This is a genomic window from Mesorhizobium sp. M0698, assembly GCF_040320455.1.
Taxonomy (GTDB): Bacteria; Pseudomonadota; Alphaproteobacteria; order Rhizobiales; family Rhizobiaceae; genus Mesorhizobium.
In genome coordinates this window covers 26,151-44,898 of the sequence record NZ_JAMYPQ010000009.1, presented here as the reverse complement: position 1 = coordinate 44,898, position 18,748 = coordinate 26,151, and the positions used below count along the sequence as shown (strand labels likewise).

Below are 18,748 nucleotides of genomic sequence, written 5' to 3'. Positions count from 1 at the left end.
GGCATTCTCATGTAGCAACGTCCGGTTATTTGCCGGGTGCGTTCTCGACATAGGTGTACTTGCCGTCGTCACCCTTCTTCCAGGTGTACATGACGTAGTCAGGACGGGTGATATCGCCCTTCGCGTCGTAGCCGATCTCGCCGATCGCGGTCTTCCAGGGGCCGGCCGACTTGATGGTCTCGGCTACCTTCTGAGCGTCATCGGCTGAACCGGTCTTGGTGATGGCGGCCGCGATGATTTCCATCGCTGCGTAGGAATAGAGGGTATAGGCCTCGGGCTCGAAGCCGGCCGCACGGAACTTCTCGACGAGTTCCTTGGCGTTCGGATTCTTGCGCGGATCCGGAGCGAACGTCATCAGCGTGCCCTCGACGGCGTCGCCGGCGATGGAGGCCAATTCGTTCGACACGATGCCGTCGCCGGACATGAAGGTTGCCTTGAGGCCCTGGTCAGCGAGCTGGCGTATGATCAGGCCGGCTTCGGTGTGCAGGCCGCCATAGTAGACGACCGAGACGCCCGCGTCCTTCATCTTGGCGATGAGGGCCGAGAAATCTTTGTCGCCGACATTGATGCCTTCATACATGGCCTCAGTCACGCCGTTGGCTGCGAGCGCCTTCTTGGTTTCGTCGGCGAGGCCCTGGCCATAAGGCGTCTTGTCATGGATGACAGCGATCTTGGCATCCTTAAAGTTCGCGGCGAGATAGTCGCCAGCGACCTTGCCCTGCTGATCGTCGCGTCCGCAGGTGCGGAAGGTGTTCCACATGCCACGTTCCGTCAACTTCGGATTGGTCGCGGCCGGCGTGATCTCAAGGATGCCGTTCTCGGCGTAGACTTCCGACGCCGGGATCGAGACGCCGGAGTTGAAGTGGCCATCGACGTACTTGACGCCGTCGGCGACGAACTTGTTGGCGACCGAGATGCCTTGCTTGGGATCGGAGACGTCGTCGCCGACTTCAAGCTTGAGCTGCTGGCCAAGAACGCCGCCCGCCGCATTGATATCGGCGACTGCCTGTTCGGCACCCTTCTGAAGCTGGGCGCCGAACGCTGCGTTCGGACCGGTGATCGGACCGGCGACGCCGATCAGGATGTCAGCCCACGCGTTGCCGCTGAACGCGACAAGCGCGGTCAGGGCGACGGCAGACAAAAGTGACTTTTTCATTGAAACGCTCCCATTTACCGAGTGGGCGTGGATGTTGCTTTCATGCGATGCCCACTCTTGCTCGCAGAAAGAGTACTTTGCCGATTTTCAGGCACTTGTCACGCCGATTCATCCCTGAAACGCCGTTAATGATAAATGTCAACCTTTTGGTTTCCAGCTCAAAAGAGAGGCTCTTTCGTAAAGCCAATTATACTGCGTTACCATCTGGTTGGTGCGCGTGTATTGGTAGCCGATGAAGCCCAAGATCATCAGCACAATGGTATCGACGATGTAGTAATGCAGCGAGAACATCGTTCCGCCGAACAGCGCGTGATGAATGAACCTTATGCCGATGCCGAGCCCCGGCATGAAGGCGAACAACTGGGCGAAGCTGCGCCACGTCTGCGCACACGCCTTGCCCGTCATCCACGCCGCCCAGCCGCCGAGCAGGCAGGTGACGAAGAAGAACTGCCAGATCGAGGGTTCCTCATAGAGAATGCCCTGCATGATTGATGCCTCCTGAAACTCAGTGATGGCCGCCTTCGAGATAGGCGGCGCGCACTTCCGGATTGGCGAGCAACTCCTTGCCGGTGCCGCTCATCGTCACATTGCCGTTGACCATGACATAGCCGCGCGTGGCGAGTTTCAGCGCGCCGAAGGCGTTCTGCTCGACCAGGAACACGGTCAGGCCTTGAGTCCGGTTCAACTCGCGGATTGCGTCGAATATCTGCTTGACGATCAGCGGCGCCAGGCCGAGCGACGGCTCGTCGAGCAAAAGCAGCTTCGGCCGCGCCATCAGCGCGCGCCCGATCGACAGCATCTGCTGCTCGCCGCCGGACAGCGTGCCGCCACGCTGGGCAATGCGTTCCTTCAGGCGTGGAAACAGCGTGAACACCTTCTCGACGTCCTCGTCATAATGCTCGAGGTTGTCGAGGCTGGCGCCCATTTGCAGGTTTTCCATCACCGTCATGCGCGGGAAAATGCGGCGCCCTTCCGGCGACTGGGCGATGCGCATGCGCGCGATCTCGTGGGTCGGCAGTTGGGTGATGTCGGTACCGGCGAATGTGATGGTACCCGCGCGGGCGCGGGGAGCACCGAAGATGGTCATCATCAGCGTCGACTTGCCGGCGCCGTTGGCACCGATCAGCGCTACGATCTCACCTTGCCTGACGGTGACGTCGACACCGTTCAGCGCCCTGATGTTGCCGTAGTAGGTCTGAACGCCCTTGATATCGAGCAGCGTTGTGCCGGCCATCACTTGCGCCCTCCGCGCCGATTGGAGACGCGCGGCGTCTTCGGCTTCACCGGAGCCTTGGTGGCCGGCTTTGCTGCAGAGGATTTCGCGGCAGAAGATTTCGCCGTCGGTTTGGCTTTGGCCTGCGCTGCCGCCTTGCTTGCTGCGGCACTCGACCTCGCATCGAACTGCCCGGCTTTCGAGGCACCTTTCGACACGGTGACGCGCTCGCCCTCGCTATGGCCGACCGTGTCGGCCACCGGTCCGGCGAGATACGAAGCCGATGTGCCTGGGCCGTGGGCGGCATCCGGACCCGTATCCAATTGCTCGATGACGTCTTCGTCGCCGACTTCGGTGAGCACCGTCTCGACCTCCTCGTCGTCGACGCCAAGATAGGCGGCGATGACGCGCGGGTCGGTTCGCACCGATTGCGGGTTGCCGTCCGAGATTTTGCGCCCGTATTCGAGCACCACGACATGGTCTGAAATCTGCATCACCACCGCCATGTCGTGCTCGATCAAAAGGATCGACGTGCCGGTGTTGTCCTTGATGTCCATCAGCAGCGCATTGAGCCCCGCCGATTCTTTCGGATTGAGACCAGCGGCCGGCTCGTCGAGGCACAGAAGCTCAGGCCCGGTGCACATGGCGCGAGCGATTTCGAGCCGCCGCTGCGCGCCATAGGGCAGATCGCCGGCCGGATCGTCGGCGCGGTCGACAAGATCGGCCTTCTCCAGCCAGTGCTCGGCCAGTTCAACCGATTCCGCCGAGGCCTGTCTGTAGCCGCTAAAGCCGAACAGGCCGAGAATGGTGTAACCGGAGGCCTTCATCAGCTTGTTGTGCTGGGCGACGAGAAGGTTCTCCAGCAGCGTCATGCCCGAGAACAGGCGGATGTTCTGGAAGGTGCGCGCCACCTTGGCGCGCGCCGGGATCTCATGGTTGGGTAAGCGTTCGAGCAGGAACGTGGAGCCGTCGCGCCGGTTGAGTGTGATCATGCCTTCCGACGGCTTGTAGAAACCCGTGATGCAATTGAACACGGTGGTCTTGCCGGCGCCGTTCGGACCGATCAGTGCGGTGATCTCGCCGCGCTTGGCCTGGAAGGAAAGGTCGCCGATGGCGACGAGACCGCCGAACTTCATCGACAAATGCTCGACCTGCAGGATGGCATTGTTCACGGAGGGGCTCGCGTTCATCAGCCGTGTCCCTCCTTGGTGAAGGACCCAGACACCGCCCTGCGCACCTTGAGGAAAGCTGTCGGCTCGCGGCTGCCGACGAAGCCGCGCGGCTTCCACAGCATGACGATGACCATCGCCATACCGAACAGCAGCATGCGATACAGTTCCGGCGTGAAGCCGGACCCGAAACCGGGTATGACCGTAGTGTTGCCCCACCTGAGGCCGGTCTTGAGGAAATCCAGTTCGCGCAGGACTTCGGTGCCGCCGATCATCACCATGGCGGCGACGGCAATGCCGACCAGCGAGCCCATGCCGCCAAGCACGACGATGGCGAGGATGATCGCCGATTCCAGGAAGACGAAGGATTCCGGGCTGACGAAGCCTTGCCGCGCGGCAAAGAACGAGCCAGCGAAGCCGCCGAACATCGCGCCCGTGGCAAAGGCGGTGAGCTTGGTGGTGGTGGTGTTGATGCCGAGCGAACGGCAGGCGATCTCGTCCTCGCGCAGCGCTTCCCAGGCACGGCCGACCGGCATCCGCCTGAGCCTCACGGTGACGAAGGCCGTCAGCAGGCAGAGCCCGAGGATCAAATAGTAGAGGAATATCTTGTAGTAGGCACCCGATTGGGCGATGCCGAGCACCTTCGAGATGTAGTTCGGATCGGAGACGTTGAACGACATCAGGCCGAAGAAAGAGACCTTCGGGATGCCGGAAATCCCGGCCGAGCCGTTGGTCACCTCGCGCCAGTTGATGATCACCAGCCTTATGATTTCGCCGAAGGCGAGCGTCACGATCGCCAGATAGTCACCGCGCAAGCGCAGCACCGGGAAGCCTAGCATCACCCCCCAAAACGCAGCCATTAGGCCGGCGGCGGGCAGCAGGATCCAGAAGGAGAGGCCAAAATGCGTGCCGAGCAGCGCATAGGCGTAGGCACCGACGGCGTAGAAGGCGACATAGCCGAGATCGAGCAGGCCGGCCAAGCCGATAACGATATTCAGCCCCCAGGCCAGCATCACGTAGATCAGGATCTGGATGCCGTAATTGTCGACATATTTCAGCGAGCCCTGGAAACCGGCGGCCATCGACCCGGCATATAGCGCTAGCACCAACACCACCACGATCGGGTAGAGCGCCAGTGCAGTTATGCCCAATGCCGAGAAATGAGCATGAATGAAGGCCCGGAAATGATAAATCAGCCAGGCCAGCGCATAGATGATTGCAAGCGCCCGCACGAACCGCACGAAATCGGAAAGTTCCGGCCCTAAGGCCTCGGTCAGAAAGCCGCTGAGTGCGAGCAGAATAACGGCGACGGCGAGCGCCACGATGAACGCGGGAAAGCGGAAGAATCGCGAAGCCAGGCTGACCGGCAGCAGGCCGGTGGCGACGTCGACGATCTTCTGGTTCGCCAGGAAGGGTTGGCCATAGGCGACGTAAAGGAAGCGTCCGGCCATGGTGGCGATCACGACGCCGGCGAGCAAGCCCCAGCGCTGCACCAGGATCAGTTCGTTGGAGATGTTCTGGTCGGTCTTCAGGCCGATGAACAGCACGAACAGGCCAAGCGAAATGGCGCCGGCATAGAGCGCTTCGCGAAAGGCGCGCTGGACCGGGGTGGCGACGACGGTGCTTTCCGGAGACACGGTAACCGCCATGATCTCAGACCTTTTCGACTTCTGGCCGGCCGAGAATGCCGGAAGGCAGGAAGATCAGCACGATCGCCAGGATGGAAAAGGCGGCGACGTCCTTGTAATCGATCGAGAAATAGGCCGACCACATGCTTTCGATGAAGCCAATCATCAGCCCGCCGAGCACGGCGCCGGGCAGTGAGCCGATGCCGCCGAGCACCGCGGCAGTAAATGCCTTCACACCGGGCGTAAAGCCGTCGGAAAACACCACCACACCGTAGTACATCAGGAACAACGTGCCGGCGACGGCGGCAAGGGCGGCGCCCATGATGAAGGTGATCGAGATGGTGCGGTCGACGTCGATGCCAAGCAGTGCGGCCATCTTGCGGTCCTGCTCGCAGGCGCGCTGCGCCCGGCCGAGCGAGGTCTTGTTGACCAGGTACCAGAACAGCGCCAGCAGGACTATGGTGACCAGGACGATGATGATCTGCTTCAGCGAGACGCTGATGCCTTCGATGTTGTAGACCTTGGACACCATTGGCGGGACCGGCTTGTTGCGCGGCCCTTGGGTCACCTGGACGAAATTGGACAGCGCAATCGACATGCCAATCGCGGTGATCAGCGGCGCCAGCCGGAATGAACCGCGCAAAGGCCGGTAGGCCACCTTCTCGATCGTCCAATTATACAGGCTGGTCAGCAGCATTGCGACGATCATCATGATCAGCAGCGCAACGACGATCGGCAGCGAATAGAACAACGCACCGAGGATAAGGAAAACGATGAGCGCGGTGAAAGCGCCGATCATGAAAATGTCGCCATGGGCGAAATTGATCATGCCGATGATGCCGTAGACCATCGTATAGCCGATCGCGATCAGCCCATAGATCGATCCCAGCGTCAGCCCATTGATAAGCTGCTGGACAAAATACTGCATGCTGTCGTGGCTCCCCTGGAATGTCGCCCATGCAGACGCATTCCTTTTCGTATTTCCCCTAGTCGTAAAGTTTCGAGCCCGGATTGCAACGTGATTTTTCGATCATTATGCGTGTTTTCGCCGCACGCCGTTCGATTGCCCGTTTTGTTCCCGTCCGCCCCCTGGACCATCGCGGACCCTACCATTGGCCTAACGCAATGTCTTTGACGATTCAATCGCAGCATGCGCTCCATTTCGAAGAAATCGCCGTCAAAATAAGTTGATGAGCGGGATCGTTGCGCCGTTGACGTCAATCCGCTTGCGCTCTCTCTTTCCCTTGCGTCAGTGTTTTTTCTATTTGACGACGAAGCCGTGCGCGAACGGGTCGCGGTCGTAGATGAAGATCGTGTTCAATCCGGTCATTCGTGCCCAGCCGCCGATCGACGGAATGATTGCCGGCTTGCCGGCGACGGTGACCTCTTCCTCGACCCTGCCCTTGAACAGCGAACCAATGATCGATTCGTGGACGAAGTCGTCGCCAACCCCAAGCTTGCCCTTGGCGTGAAGCTGCGCCATACGCGCCGAGGTGCCGGTGCCGCAGGGCGACCGGTCGATTGCCTTGTCGCCGTAGAAGACGGCGTTGCGGGCATCGGCTTGCGGGTTGGTCGGCGCGCCGGTCCACAATATGTGCGACAGCGTATTGATGCCGGGATTCTCCGGATGCACGAAGGTATATTTTTCGTTGAGCCGCTGCCGCACCACCGGGCTCCAGGCGATCAGTTCGCCGGCCGAATGGTCGGCCATGTCGCGATAGGTCTTTTGCGGTTCGACGATGGCGTAGAAATTGCCGCCATAGGCGACATCGACGCTGATCTCGCCGAGCCCGGGGCATTCGACCGTCAGTGCCTCGGCATAGAGGAAGGAAGGCACATTGGTGATGCGCACCTCCTCGACATAGTCGCCGACTTGGCTGTACTCCGCTACGACCACGCCCGCCGGCGTATCCAGCCTGAGCACGCCCGGTGTCTTCGGCTTGATCAGCCCATGCTCGACGGCAAAAGTTACCGTGCCGATGGTGCCGTGGCCGCACATCGGCAAGCAGCCCGAGGTTTCGATGAACAGGATGGCGATGTCGCAATCTTCACGCGTCGGCGGATAGAGGATCGAGCCGGACATCACGTCATGGCCGCGCGGCTCGAACATCAGCCCGGTGCGGATCCAGTCATATTCGGCCAGGAAATGCGCTCGCCGCTCCATCATCGTTGAGCCCTTGAGCAAAGGCCCACCGCCGGCGACCAGCCGCACCGGATTGCCGCAGGTGTGGCCGTCTATGCAGAAGAAGGAATTCTTGGCCATGCCGGCTCCCAACTGAATGTCTTCGAACTCAAAACCGTTGCGGGCTGAACGGGCCGAGATCGAGCGATGGATTCTGCCCGAGAACGAGCGCGCGGATCAAGCGCCCGGTCGCCGCAGCCTGGGTCAGGCCGAGGTGACCGTGGCCGAAACCATACACCACCGACGGCGTTTGTTGCGACCGCCCGATCACCGGCAGCGAATCCGGCAGCGACGGCCGGAACCCCATCCATTCGCGTCCATTGGCCGGATCCAGTCCCGGCAGGAATTTCTGCGCCTTTTCGAGCAGCGCTTTCGAGCGCGCATAATTGGGCGGCCGCTCAAGGCCGCCGAGTTCGACCGCGCCGCCGACGCGCAGGCCCGTCTCGAGCGGCGTGATGACGAAGCCATGCCCGGAGAAGATCAATTGCCGCCTTACATCGAAGGCAGTCTTCGGCAACGTCGTGTTGTAGCCACGCTCGGTCTCCAGCGGGATTCCGTCGCCGAGATGTCTCGCCAGCAGATGCGACCAGGCCCCGGCAGCGATGACGACGTGCTTCGCCCGTCGCCGCGTGCCGTCGGCCGTGGTCAAGATCGCGCCGTCCTGTCCCGCCTTGACACGCTCGATCCGGGCCCTTTCGAACCCGGCGCCCAACCTCTCGGCATAGGCCCACAAGGCCTTTCCAAGCAGCTTGGGATCGGCAACGGTTTTCCACCCCGGCACGAACGTTCCCTTGACGAAGCGCGGCGACAGACCGGGCTGCAGGGCTGTGAGAGCGCTCCCCTCGACATGGCTGAAGCCGATGCCGAAGCGCTGCCTTGCCGCCCAGCCGGTCAGCGAGGCCTTGAACTCGGCCTCGCTGTCGTAGAGTTCGAGCGAGCCGTCCTCATGCAGCATCGGCCGTGTGCCGGAACGGTCGAGCAAGCCCATCCATTCCGCCTCGGCGAGCTTCATCATCCCGGCCTGCGCGGCAAGGCCGGCTTCATAGCGGTCGCTTCGGCCGGCGCGCCAGAAGCGGACCAGCCAGGGCAGCAGCTTCGGCAGATACGCGGGTGGGATGCTGAGCGGGCCGAGCGGGTCGGCGAGCCATTTCGGCAACTGCTTGATCATGCCCTTGTGGGCGAGTGGCAGCACATCGGAGAAGGCAAAGGCAGCGGCATTGCCGGAACTGGTTTCCTCACAGATCCCCGTCCGATCGAAGATCGTGACATTTTGGCCCGCCTCTGCCAGAAAGGCGGCGGCGCAGATGCCGATGATGCCGCCACCAATGATGGCGACATCGAGCGTAGCATTATCATTCATTGCCATGCGCCGCGCTGCACATCTGCAAATGCCTTCAAAGCGACTGGATCAGAATGTCGGCAGCTCTGGCCGCACCGCCAGCGCATCCCTGACGATCTTTTCGACTGCCTTGCGCCGCTCGCCCGACAATGGCTGGCGCGGCATGCGCACGCGGTCGTTGGTGTTGATCGCCAACACTTCGGCGAGCTTGATGTTCTGCACCAGATAGGTCGAGACGTCGAGGTCGAGCAGCGGCCGGAACCAGCGGTAGATCTTCAGCGCCTCCTCGCGACGGCCCTGTCTCATCAGCTGGTAGATGGCGACCGTCTCGCGCGGGAACGCGGTGACCAGGCCCGCCACCCAGCCGATGGCGCCGACCGACAGCGCCTCGAAGGCGAGATTGTCTACGCCGGTGAACAGGTCGTAGCGGTCGCCGAGGCGGTTGATGATCTCGGTCGAGCGGCGGATGTCGTCGGAGGACTCTTTTATGGCGACGAAGCGTTGGTCCTTCGCCAACTCCTCCATCTGGTCGACGGTGACGTCGACGCGGTAGGCAAGCCGGTTGGAGTAGATCATCACCGGCAGGTCGCCGGCCGCGGCGACGGCGCTGAGTGCCGCGACCGTCTCTTCGGCATTGGTATGGTAGATCGGACTCGGCACCACCATCAAACCGTTGGCGCCCGCCTTGGCGGCGCGGCGCGCGATCGCCGCCGCCTCGCGTGTACCGGCCTCGTTGACCGTCAACAGCACCGGTTTCTTGCCGGCGATCTTCTGCGCGTTCTTCAGCACCGCGATCTTCTCGTCGTGCGACAGCATCGGGCCTTCGCCGAGCGACCCGCAGACGATGATGCCGTCACAGCCGGCCTCCATCTGCAGCGCAAAGCAGCGCTCCATCTCGGCATGGTCGAGGCCGTCGTCCTCGGTGAATTTGGTCGTAACGGCGGGGAAGACTCCGGCCCACATGTCGATCGCTCCATCTGATATATCAGTCGTATATTTCTTAAGAAGCCGGCTGTCAACATTGAATCTGATATGATATATCAACAATATATCAGGAGATGTCGCATTGGTATATGACAGACCGGGCTCCGAGCCGGCGACCGCGAAGGCCTACCGCAGGCTCGAGCACATGATCGTAACTCTCGAACTGGCGCCGGCGAGCTTCATCACCGAGGGGGCGCTGATCGACAGGCTCGGCCTCGGCCGCACCCCGGTGCGCGAAGCGATCCAGCGGCTGGCCTGGGAGGGGCTGCTCGAGGTCCGGCCGCGTGCCGGCATTGCCATTGCCCCGCTTCACCCTGGCGACTGGCTGCGTGTCCTCGACGCCCGCCGTGGCATCGAGGTGGTGCTTGCCCGCTCGGCCGCCCGCTTCGTCACCCGCGAGGCCGCCGACCTGTTCCATGACGCTGCCCTTGCCATGCAAAAGGCGGTGATTTCAGAAAATGTGTTTTACTTCATCCAGGCCGACAAGGCGCTTGATGAGGCGCTGGCGCTGGCTGCCGACAACCCGTTCGCCGCGCGCCTGGCGGCGCCCTTGCAAACCCACAGCCGCCGCTTCTGGTTTCGCTACAAGGCCGATACCGGCTTGGCCGAATCAGCCGAGCACCATGTCGCGCTGATCCGCTCGATCCTCGCCGGCGACGAAGAGGCCGCGGCCAAGGACGCCAAGCGGCTGATGGCGCTTTTGCGCGGCCATGCCGAGGCGGCTGCTACGCGCTGAGCCTGCCATTTCGTCATGCGCCCTGGCCGGGCAGGGCCATCACGTTTTCCCAATTGTCGCCGGCCGCGACGATGCAGCTTCTGCCGGCGATATCGGTGACGACGATGGTCCAGGTTCCGGTCTCGGCGACAAAGACTTCCATGACCGCCTCATGACCGATCAGCCCCAAAGCAAACTGCCTTTCCTGGAACTTCTCGCTCAAATGGGCGACGATCTCGCCATGTTCAACGCAGTATTGATATTGCGCGCCTGCGGTGTTCGTACCCACCGCCAATGCGCCAGCAAGAACTAGGGTTTTCACCCATCTCAACAGCGATTTGCGTGCCATAGGGCACCTCCTTTGCCATCACGTTCCGGCAAAGGAGGGGTTTGACGGCCTCATTTTGCCGGAGCGATTCAGGCCGGTTCCGACGTCATCATCATCGCGTCGTTCCTTTCTGTGTTCCGGTCTGCCATTGGTGGGAACGATTCCAGATGTTCCCATTATGTTCTCGATATATGGTATCGGCAATGGAAAAGCGCAAGCAGGCGCCCAAGCGGGCGCCTGCAGATCCGTTTTACGGTTGTCGCCGAAAGAATGGGCCACAGGCCGCGCGGCCATGCCGAGGCGCGCAGACCCGTGATAAATCGTTCAGATGCCTGGCAGCGCCGCTGTCGTCATCGCGCTTTCCCAGCCTTCGCCGACTGAAATCACGCAGCTTTGACCTTTTGTGTCGCTGGCGAGGATGGTCCATGTGCCCTTGTCGGAAACGAAGACTTCAAGCACCACATTCGGATTGACGACGCCGACCGCGCTCGGGTTTTCATGAAACTTCTCGCCGAGCGCCTTGACCATATCGGCGCGAGCCGCGCATTGCTCGGCAGCCATTGCCGGTATCGCGGAAACTGCCACTGCAGCGCAAGCTATTGTCGCCATGAGACGTGCCATCTGACACCTCCTTTGCGCCGGACGATATCCCCCGGAGCCGTCACCAGCGCCGTTGGTTGATCTGCCAGCGTCTCCTTCGCGGCAGGACTGCAACCTAAGAAGATTGCTGCCTTCTTGGTTCCATCACATTAGTGTTCATGCCAATGAAGACGGCGACAAAAAAGCCCGGACTCAGAGCCCGGGCCTTTCTCGCGGTCTGTCTTCGCGCGCCCGCAACCGGAAGCGAGGACACGCAAACGGATCGTTCGGTCAGTTCATCGTCGGGATGACGAACTCGGCACCATCCTTCACGCCGGACGGCCAGCGCGACGTTACCGTCTTGGTCTTGGTGTAGAAGCGGAACGCGTCCGGCCCGTGCTGGTTGAGGTCGCCGAAGGAGGACGCCTTCCAGCCGCCGAAGGTGTAGTAGGCGATCGGCACCGGGATCGGCACGTTGATGCCGACCATGCCGACCTGAACCCGCGAGGCGAAGTCGCGCGCCGCATCGCCGTCGCGGGTGAAGATGGCAACGCCATTGCCCATCTCGTGCTCGTTGGCGAGCTTGATGGCGTTCTCGTAGGTCGGTGCGCGCACCACCGACAGCACCGGCCCAAAGATCTCTTCCTTGTAGATGCGCATGTCGGCGGTCACATTGTCGAACAGGCAGCCGCCCATATAGTAGCCGTTCTCGTAGCCCTGCATGGAAAAGCCGCGGCCGTCGACGACCAGCTTGGCGCCTTCCTTGACGCCGGTGTCGACATAGGATTTGACCCGTTCCAACGCCTGCGCCGTCACCAGCGGGCCGAAATCGGCGGAAGAATCCGTCGACGGACCGACCTTCAGGCTCTCGACGCGCGGCACCAGTCTTTCCATCAGCCGGTTGGCGGTGTCGTTGCCGACCGGGACGGCCACCGAGATCGCCATGCAGCGCTCGCCGGCCGAGCCGTAGCCGGCGCCGATCAGCGCGTCGACCGTCTGGTCCATGTCGGCATCGGGCATGATGATCATGTGGTTCTTGGCGCCGCCGAAGCACTGCACGCGCTTGCCGGCCGCGCAGCCGCGCGAATAGATGTACTGGGCGATCGGTGTCGAGCCTACGAAACCGATGGCCTTGATGTCGGGATCGTCGAGGATGGCGTCGACCACTTCCTTGTCGCCGTTGACGACATTAAGGATGCCCGCCGGCAGACCGGCCTCGATGAACAGTTCGGCAATGCGCATCGGCACGCCCGGGTCGCGTTCGGACGGCTTGAGAATGAAGGCATTGCCGCAGGCGATGGCCGGCGCGATCTTCCACAACGGGATCATCGCCGGAAAATTGAACGGCGTGATGCCGGCGACGACGCCGAGCGGCTGGCGCATCGAATAGACGTCGATGCCGGGGCCGGCGCCATCGGTGAACTCGCCCTTCATCATATGCGGCGCACCGATGCAGACCTCGACCACTTCGAGGCCGCGCTGGATGTCGCCCTTGGCGTCGGCGATGGTCTTGCCGTGTTCGCGCGCCAATATCTCGGCCAGCGCGTCATACTCCTTGGCGACCAGCTCGAGGAACCGCATCAGGACGCGTACGCGTCGCTGCGGATTGGTCGCCGCCCAGCCGGGCTGTGCGGCCTTGGCGTTTTCGACCGCCGCGCGCAATTCCGCCTGCGAAGCCAGCGCCACCGTGCCGCGCACCGTGCCGTCCATCGGCTGCATGACGTCCTGCTTGCGGCCGCTGGTTCCGGCGACGCGCTTGCCGCCGATGAAATGACCGTATTCGATCATGGTCTCTCTCCCTGGTTCGTGATGAGGCATTGTCCGCCTTTGCGGGAGCGATGGCAACGCGAGCGAAAACGCAACCGTTGTGCGGAGAATAGATAGCGATTGACGGCAGAGCATCAATTCTCGCAAATAGGAAGAATGCAGGTCCCCAGCAGCAAGGATTGAGATTGAGTTCCTTCACCGCCCCCCTCTGTCCTGCCGGACATCTCCCCCTCAAGGAGGGAGATTGGCTGTCACGCCCGCCTTCGGAAATCTTCACTGCGGCAAGAAAGACGCCTGCGGCGGAACTGCCAATCTCCCCCCTTGAGGGGGAGATGTCCGGCAGGACAGAGGGGGGCGCGAAGGAACGCGGTTTTGATCGTTATCGCCAAGACCACCCTCATGAACTGGGATGATGCCCGTATCTTCCTTGCCGTAGCGCGGGCCGGCCAGATCCTCGGCGCCGCCAGGCGGCTGGAGCTTAATCACGCGACCGTCTCGCGCCGCATTGCCGCCCTCGAGGATGCGCTCAGGACAAAACTGTTTCGCCGGCTTACCACCGGCAGCGAGCTGACGCCGGCGGGCGAGCGTTTCCTCGAGATTGCCGAACGCATGGAGGGCGACATGATCGCCGCGCGCTCGACCGTTTCAGGCGAAGGCGACGACGTCTCGGGCACCGTGCGCATCGGCGCGCCGGACGGCTTTGGCGTCGCCTTCCTGGCCAGGCGCCTCGGCGCGCTGACCGCTCTGCACCGTGAGCTCACCATCCAGCTGGTGCCGGTGCCACGCTCCTTCTCTTTGTCCCGGCGCGAGGCCGACATTGCCATCACCGTCGAACGGCCGACGGAAGGCCGCCTGGTGGCGGGAAAGCTGGTCGACTACACGCTCGGCCTGTTCGCGTCGCGGGCCTACGCCGACACCCATGGCCTGCCCGGAACCGCCGCCGAGCTAGGCCAGCATACGCTGATCGGCTACGTGCCGGACCTGATCGTCAGTCGCTCGCTCGACTACGCGGCCGAATTCAGCCCCGACTGGCGCACCAGCTTCGCTATTTCCTCCGCGCTCGGCCAGGCCGAAGCAGTGCGTTCCGGCGCCGGCATCGGCATCCTGCACACCTTCGTTGCCCGCTCGATGCCGGAGCTGGTGCCTCTCGATATCGTCGCACCCATACGCCGCGCCTACTGGCTGGTCTATCATGAATCGGTCAGGCCGCTGCGCCGCGTCCAGGTCGTCGCGAGCTTCATTACCAAGGCCGTCGAACGGGACAGGGGTTTGTTTGCGTGAGCCTGCCGGCCGCTGGCTGTCTTAGCTGGTGGGCGTCTTACTTGGCGTATCGTCCGGGCCCGAGATCGCCGACGTCGATGTCCGGCACCCGGCTGGAGATGATGTCGGCCAGAACTTTGGCCGAGCCGCAGGCCATGGTCCAGCCGAGTGTGCCATGGCCGGTGTTGAGATAGAGATTGGAGAAATCGGTGCGGCCGATCAGCGGCGGCCCGTCGGGTGTCATCGGCCGCAGCCCGCACCAGAAGGTCGCCGATCGCATGTCGCCGCTGCCCGGAAACAGGTCGCCGACCGAATGTTCGAGCGTGCGCCGCCGCGATTCGTGCAGCCGCAGGTCGAAGCCGGAAATCTCCGCCGTGCCGCCGACCCGGATACGGTCGCCGAGCCGGGTGATCGCTACTTTGTAGCTCTCGTCCATCACGGTCGAGACCGGTGCGGCGGCGGCGTCCTTGATCGGCAGGGTGATCGAATAGCCCTTGACCGGGTAGACCGGGATGGGCCGCTTCAGCATGCGCATGAACCGTGCCGAATAGCTGCCCATCGCCATCACATAGGCATCAGCGACCATCCAGCCCTTGCTGGTGCTGACGTTGGTGATGCGATCGCGCTTCTTGACGACGCGCCGTATCTCCGTGTCGTATTCGAAGGTGACGCCGCGTACCGCGCAAAGCTTGGCAAGCCTGTCGGTGAACATCTTGCAGTCGCCGGTTTCGTCGCCGGGCAACCGCAGGCCACCGACGAATTTTTCGCGCACGCCGGCCAGCCCAGGCTCGGCCGCAATGCAGCCGTCGGGGTCGAGGACCTCGTAGGGGACGCCATAGGCCTTCAGCACCTCGACATCGCCGCCGACGCCGTCGATCTGCTTTTGCGTTCGGAAGAGCTGCAGCGTGCCCTTGGCGCGCTCGTCATAGGCGATGCCGGTCGCCTCGCGCAGCGCCTTCAGCGTGTCGCGGCTGTACTCGGCCAGCGGCACCATGCGCGCCTTGTTCAGCGCGTAGCGTTCAGCCGTGCAATTGCGCAGCATCTTGACCAGCCACATCCACATATGCGGATCGAGGGCCGGTCGCACCACCAGTGGACCGTGCTTCATCAAAAGCCATTTGATGGCCTTCAGCGGAACGCCGGGCCCGGCCCAGGGCGAGGCATAGCCGGGCGAGATCTCGCCGGCATTGGCAAAGCTGGTTTCCAGCGCCGGGCCTTTCTGGCGATCGATCACCGTCACCTGATGACCGGCCTCGGCAAGAAAATAGGCGGTGGTGACCCCGATCACGCCGCCGCCCAGCACGAAGATCTTCATCGTTTGGTTCTCCGCGGCGGCATCTCGTCGGGATTCGAGACCGGGATCATCGCCGCCTCATGTCTGCCGGATTCTGTGGCGTCAGCCAAGTGCCGATGCTTAGGGAAAAGACATGCGTGAGGACAACAACCTTGCGTCCTAGCCATTCACATAGCGCCGGTGGAAACGGTGGCCGAGGCTGGTCAAGACCTCATAGCCGATGGTGCCGGCTTGGCCGGCTACCTGGTCCACCGTCTGCGACGACGGTCCAATGAGTTCGACGAGGTCGCCGGCCTTCAGCCTGCCGGGCGGCAATGCGGAAATGTCGAGGATGATCGAATCCATCGAAACCCGGCCGACGAAGGGCAGCCGCACATTTTCGAGCCAGGCGGAGGAAGCGGCGCGTCGATGCCAGCCATCGCCATAGCCGAGCGAAATCGTAGCCGCGGCAAGCGGAGCCTTGGTGTGGAAAGTGTGACCGTAGCCGACACCGGCGCCGGCCTCCAATATCCGCGTCTGGATGACCTTGGCTTGCAATCGCACCACCGGCAGCATCGGATTGTCCTTCGCCGGCGTCGGATTGACGCCATAGAGAGCGGCACCCGGACGAACGAGGTCGTAGTGATAGCGCTGCCCGAGAAAAATGCCTGATGAATTGGCAAAGGAAGCCGGCGCTTCCGGCAGCATCCGGCGCAGCCGTTCGAATTCCAGCCGCTGCCGCTCGTTGGCCGGCTGCTCGGGTTCATCGGCGCAGGCGAGATGGCTCATCACGAACGTCAGTTCGACACCGTCGAAAGCCTGCGGATCCTGCGCGACTGCCTTCACCTCGGATGGCGTCATGCCGAGCCGCGACATGCCGCTGTCGACCTGGACGGCGGCTGGCAATTTGCGGCCCACCCGCCCCGCCGCTTCACGCCATGCCGAGAGCTGGCTGGCGCTGTTGAGTACGGTGCAAAGCCCTGCCGCAACCGCTTCCCTTTCCGCACCCGGCGGAATGCCGTTCAGCACATAAATGGCCGGGTCTGAGCCGAGCGCCTTGCGCAGCAAGATGCCGCCGGCCAAATGCGCAACAAAGAAAGTATTACAGCCCTCACCCATCAGCGCCGCCGCCACCGGCGCCGCGCCAATCCCATAGCCGTCGGCCTTGACCACTCCAGCAGAGCCGACGCCGCCCAGCCGCGCCTTCAGCCGCCGGTAGTTCTCACGGACGGCGCCGAGATCGATGGTCAGGATCGCCCCTGCCGCGGCTTCGCTGATCGGTTCGCCCAGGGTGACGGTCGGCGGAAGAGATTTGCTGGAGATGTCGTTCATGCCGACCTGTTTTAACGGAAGGCCGGCGGCTACGCCACCAGGTGCCGGAACGCCGCCACCACGTCTTCGTAGACCTTGCGCTTGAACGGCACGATTAGGCCCGGCAATTCCAGCATCGGCCGCCACGCCCACCGGTCGAACTCGGCCTTGTGGCCACCCGGCGGCGGATTGATCGCGATCTCGGTTTCGTCGCCGTGGAAACGGAAGGCAAACCATTTCTGCGTCTGGCCGCGATATCGTCCCTTGAAGGCGACGCCGACCAGATGCGCCGGCAGATCGTATTTGATCCAGTGCGGCGCCTCGGCCAGCAGCGACACCGAGCGCATGCCGGTCTCTTCGTAAAGTTCACGCGCCGCCGCGGGCAGCGGCTCCTCGCCATCATCGATGCCGCCCTGCGGCATCTGCCAGAGCTGCGTCGTTCCAGCGAATTCGCTGTCCGGCTCGGCAATGCGACGGCCGACCCAGACCAGGCCGGCCTCATTGAGGACCATCACCCCTACGCAGGGCCGGTAGGGCAGCGTCTCGGGCTCAACGAGCTTGTTCTTTGCCATCTCAGCCTTTTTCCGGATCTATGGCCACCGCCGAAACCGGCACGATCTCGATGCCACGCTTCTTGGCCTCGGTCACCCAGGAAGACACGGTATCCACCGTCAGGTCGAAAGCCGAGCCGATGCCAACGGCAAACCCTTTCGCCCGTGCCGTCGCTTCCAGCCCATCCAGTTTCTTCAATATGGCGCCGCGGTCCTGCACCGCATCGATCGCCGTATCGCCGCCGACGAACGGCACGCCGTCCTTCAGCGCCAGTTCGGGTGCCAGGCTGCGCGCCGACGAACCGTCGTCGACATAGGCCAGACCACGCTTGCCAAGCTCGGCCATCAACGGCCCCATCGCCGTCGCGTCGGCCGAAAAGCGGGCGCCCATATAGTTCATGACGCCGGTGTAGTTGGTCGTTCGCGACAGCGCCCAGCGTAAATTCTTCAAATTCTCGTCCGGCGTTGCAGCCACGGTCAGCGTGTTACGGCCGGGATTGACGTTCGGATAGTCGAACGGCTCAAGCGGTACCTGCATGATGACCTCATGGCCGCTCTGCCGCGCCACCTGCATCCAGCGGCCGATGCTGTTGCCTTGCGGCGCGAAGGCCAGCGTCACTTCCGCCGGCAGCTTGGCGATGGCTGCCTGCGTGCCGGTCTGCGACACGGCAAGCCCGCCGATGACGAGCGCGACGCGTGCACCGCGAGCCCCGGACCACGGCCGCGCATAGACATCGAACGGGCGCCTGCCGTCGGCGGCGCGGATCGGCAACGGACCGGTTTCGCTGGCCTCGACCAGCGCCTTGTCGGGAATGTGCGCGATCCTGAGGTTCTGGCCGATCGTCGAAGGGTCGCGGATGACGATGGCCGCATTGGGTGGACCGTCGCCCTCTTCGGTCTGGACATGGATGATCTGCGGACCGCCCGTCTTCGGCCCGCTTATGTTGGCCCCCCTTGCGTTGCTTGGCGCAGCCATTTCGGGCGTCGCCTTGGCGGGCGCGGCGACGGTATCCGCCGCCGGCGTCTTCGGCGTCGAAACGGCTACTTCTTGCAGCTTCCGGAACGGCTTGTCTCGCAAGGCGATCGCGCTGGAGACGCCGACCACGGACAGCACGACAAGCGCGGCCGCGACCGCACCGGCGCTGATCCCGCTGCCTGAGCGCGGCAGCCGGATCGCCTGTCCGAGAGGTCGTTCTATGTCCTTGCCGATATCAGCCAAGCCCGCACCCCCCGGCGTGCATCCCCGAAGTAAACCTTCTCCGGAGGCGCAAAATCCAAAATGTCGGCGCGTCC

At 63.0% G+C, this 18,748-nt stretch carries 16 protein-coding genes and 2 pseudogenes; 2 read left to right on the top strand and 16 right to left on the bottom strand.

Annotation, left to right across the window (positions count from 1 at the left end; all coding sequences use genetic code 11):
• Window positions 1–25 precede the first annotated feature (25 nt).
• The 9 genes and pseudogenes from NKI16_RS18985 to NKI16_RS18945 all read right to left on the bottom strand — a co-directional run bounded on the left by NKI16_RS18985 (window position 26) and on the right by NKI16_RS18945 (window position 9,650).
• Window positions 26–1,156: a branched-chain amino acid ABC transporter substrate-binding protein gene (locus NKI16_RS18985; protein WP_023678047.1), complete on the bottom strand. Its 1,131-nt coding sequence runs from the start codon at window positions 1,154–1,156 to the stop codon at window positions 26–28.
• 138 nt (window positions 1,157–1,294) lie between these two features.
• Window positions 1,295–1,642: a DUF6867 family protein gene (locus NKI16_RS18980; protein ID WP_352782395.1), complete on the bottom strand. Its 348-nt coding sequence runs from the start codon at window positions 1,640–1,642 to the stop codon at window positions 1,295–1,297.
• Window positions 1,643–1,661: 19 nt separating this feature from the next.
• Complete coding sequence (locus tag NKI16_RS18975) at window positions 1,662–2,390, bottom strand: ABC transporter ATP-binding protein (RefSeq protein WP_352455032.1); 729 nt, start codon at window positions 2,388–2,390, stop codon at window positions 1,662–1,664.
• Between the two features lie 8 nt (window positions 2,391–2,398).
• Window positions 2,399–3,559, bottom strand: a pseudogene (locus NKI16_RS18970) (ABC transporter ATP-binding protein); the annotation flags it as partial.
• Entirely contained in the window at window positions 3,559–5,187 is a 1,629-nt protein-coding gene (gene livM / locus NKI16_RS18965; protein WP_352574662.1) for a high-affinity branched-chain amino acid ABC transporter permease LivM, read from the bottom strand. The gene livM and the pseudogene NKI16_RS18970, both read right to left, overlap by 1 nt.
• A gap of 4 nt (window positions 5,188–5,191) precedes the next feature.
• Window positions 5,192–6,094, bottom strand: coding sequence for a branched-chain amino acid ABC transporter permease (locus NKI16_RS18960; protein WP_023678052.1), 903 nt, complete (start codon window positions 6,092–6,094; stop codon window positions 5,192–5,194).
• A 333-nt stretch (window positions 6,095–6,427) separates the two neighbouring features.
• On the bottom strand, window positions 6,428–7,429 hold the full coding sequence (locus NKI16_RS18955) for a 4-hydroxyproline epimerase (protein WP_352634258.1): 1,002 nt from the start codon (window positions 7,427–7,429) through the stop codon (window positions 6,428–6,430).
• A gap of 28 nt (window positions 7,430–7,457) precedes the next feature.
• Entirely contained in the window at window positions 7,458–8,708 is a 1,251-nt protein-coding gene (locus tag NKI16_RS18950) for an NAD(P)/FAD-dependent oxidoreductase (RefSeq protein WP_352923596.1), read from the bottom strand.
• A gap of 48 nt (window positions 8,709–8,756) precedes the next feature.
• Window positions 8,757–9,650 carry a dihydrodipicolinate synthase family protein gene (locus NKI16_RS18945; protein ID WP_352569559.1) on the bottom strand — a complete coding sequence of 298 codons (894 nt, stop codon included), beginning with the start codon at window positions 9,648–9,650 and terminating at the stop codon, window positions 8,757–8,759.
• 166 nt (window positions 9,651–9,816) lie between these two features.
• Between NKI16_RS18945 and NKI16_RS18940 the strand changes: the two genes are divergently transcribed.
• Window positions 9,817–10,407 carry a GntR family transcriptional regulator gene (locus NKI16_RS18940; RefSeq protein WP_502894516.1) on the top strand — a complete coding sequence of 197 codons (591 nt, stop codon included), beginning with the start codon at window positions 9,817–9,819 and terminating at the stop codon, window positions 10,405–10,407.
• Window positions 10,408–10,420: 13 nt separating this feature from the next.
• Here NKI16_RS18940 and NKI16_RS18935 read toward each other — a convergent pair whose 3' ends face one another.
• The 3 genes from NKI16_RS18935 to NKI16_RS18925 form a co-directional block, all read right to left on the bottom strand.
• Window positions 10,421–10,735: a hypothetical protein gene (locus NKI16_RS18935; RefSeq protein ID WP_023678057.1), complete on the bottom strand. Its 315-nt coding sequence runs from the start codon at window positions 10,733–10,735 to the stop codon at window positions 10,421–10,423.
• A gap of 303 nt (window positions 10,736–11,038) precedes the next feature.
• Window positions 11,039–11,335: a hypothetical protein gene (locus NKI16_RS18930; protein ID WP_352574655.1), complete on the bottom strand. Its 297-nt coding sequence runs from the start codon at window positions 11,333–11,335 to the stop codon at window positions 11,039–11,041.
• A gap of 249 nt (window positions 11,336–11,584) precedes the next feature.
• A complete protein-coding gene (locus NKI16_RS18925) occupies window positions 11,585–13,081 on the bottom strand; it encodes a CoA-acylating methylmalonate-semialdehyde dehydrogenase (protein WP_352471248.1) in 1,497 nt (498 codons plus the stop codon).
• A 378-nt stretch (window positions 13,082–13,459) separates the two neighbouring features.
• Here NKI16_RS18925 and NKI16_RS18920 point away from each other — a divergent pair, with 378 nt between their 5' ends.
• Window positions 13,460–14,341 carry a LysR family transcriptional regulator gene (locus NKI16_RS18920; RefSeq protein ID WP_023678060.1) on the top strand — a complete coding sequence of 294 codons (882 nt, stop codon included), beginning with the start codon at window positions 13,460–13,462 and terminating at the stop codon, window positions 14,339–14,341.
• Between the two features lie 37 nt (window positions 14,342–14,378).
• On the opposite strand, the pseudogene NKI16_RS18915 reads toward NKI16_RS18920, so the two are convergent.
• The 4 genes and pseudogenes from NKI16_RS18915 to NKI16_RS18900 all read right to left on the bottom strand — a co-directional run.
• Window positions 14,379–15,656, bottom strand: a pseudogene (locus NKI16_RS18915) (D-amino acid dehydrogenase); the annotation flags it as partial.
• A 117-nt stretch (window positions 15,657–15,773) separates the two neighbouring features.
• Window positions 15,774–16,925 (bottom strand): alanine racemase, encoded by a 1,152-nt coding sequence (gene alr / locus NKI16_RS18910; protein WP_352923593.1) that lies wholly within the window; start codon window positions 16,923–16,925, stop codon window positions 15,774–15,776.
• A gap of 29 nt (window positions 16,926–16,954) precedes the next feature.
• Entirely contained in the window at window positions 16,955–17,476 is a 522-nt protein-coding gene (locus NKI16_RS18905; RefSeq protein WP_023678063.1) for an RNA pyrophosphohydrolase, read from the bottom strand.
• 1 nt (window position 17,477) lies between these two features.
• Window positions 17,478–18,674 (bottom strand): divergent polysaccharide deacetylase family protein, encoded by a 1,197-nt coding sequence (locus tag NKI16_RS18900; protein WP_023678064.1) that lies wholly within the window; start codon window positions 18,672–18,674, stop codon window positions 17,478–17,480.
• Window positions 18,675–18,748: the final 74 nt, after the last annotated feature.

What these genes read in the sequence shown, in the direction of transcription:
- NKI16_RS18940 (WP_502894516.1), top strand. Translation starts at nt 9,817, where the DNA reads ATGATCGTAACTCTCGAACTGGCGCCGGCGAGCTTCATCACCGAGGGG.
- NKI16_RS18925 (WP_352471248.1), bottom strand. Translation starts at nt 13,081, where the DNA reads ATGATCGAATACGGTCATTTCATCGGCGGCAAGCGCGTCGCCGGAACC.
- NKI16_RS18920 (WP_023678060.1), top strand. Translation starts at nt 13,460, where the DNA reads ATGAACTGGGATGATGCCCGTATCTTCCTTGCCGTAGCGCGGGCCGGC.
- livM (WP_352574662.1), bottom strand. Translation starts at nt 5,187, where the DNA reads ATGGCGGTTACCGTGTCTCCGGAAAGCACCGTCGTCGCCACCCCGGTC.
- NKI16_RS18905 (WP_023678063.1), bottom strand. Translation starts at nt 17,476, where the DNA reads ATGGCAAAGAACAAGCTCGTTGAGCCCGAGACGCTGCCCTACCGGCCC.
- NKI16_RS18945 (WP_352569559.1), bottom strand. Translation starts at nt 9,650, where the DNA reads ATGTGGGCCGGAGTCTTCCCCGCCGTTACGACCAAATTCACCGAGGAC.
- alr (WP_352923593.1), bottom strand. Translation starts at nt 16,925, where the DNA reads ATGAACGACATCTCCAGCAAATCTCTTCCGCCGACCGTCACCCTGGGC.
- NKI16_RS18985 (WP_023678047.1), bottom strand. Translation starts at nt 1,156, where the DNA reads ATGAAAAAGTCACTTTTGTCTGCCGTCGCCCTGACCGCGCTTGTCGCG.
- NKI16_RS18960 (WP_023678052.1), bottom strand. Translation starts at nt 6,094, where the DNA reads ATGCAGTATTTTGTCCAGCAGCTTATCAATGGGCTGACGCTGGGATCG.
- NKI16_RS18935 (WP_023678057.1), bottom strand. Translation starts at nt 10,735, where the DNA reads ATGGCACGCAAATCGCTGTTGAGATGGGTGAAAACCCTAGTTCTTGCT.
- NKI16_RS18955 (WP_352634258.1), bottom strand. Translation starts at nt 7,429, where the DNA reads ATGGCCAAGAATTCCTTCTTCTGCATAGACGGCCACACCTGCGGCAAT.
- NKI16_RS18930 (WP_352574655.1), bottom strand. Translation starts at nt 11,335, where the DNA reads ATGGCACGTCTCATGGCGACAATAGCTTGCGCTGCAGTGGCAGTTTCC.
- NKI16_RS18980 (WP_352782395.1), bottom strand. Translation starts at nt 1,642, where the DNA reads ATGCAGGGCATTCTCTATGAGGAACCCTCGATCTGGCAGTTCTTCTTC.
- NKI16_RS18950 (WP_352923596.1), bottom strand. Translation starts at nt 8,708, where the DNA reads ATGAATGATAATGCTACGCTCGATGTCGCCATCATTGGTGGCGGCATC.
- NKI16_RS18975 (WP_352455032.1), bottom strand. Translation starts at nt 2,390, where the DNA reads ATGGCCGGCACAACGCTGCTCGATATCAAGGGCGTTCAGACCTACTAC.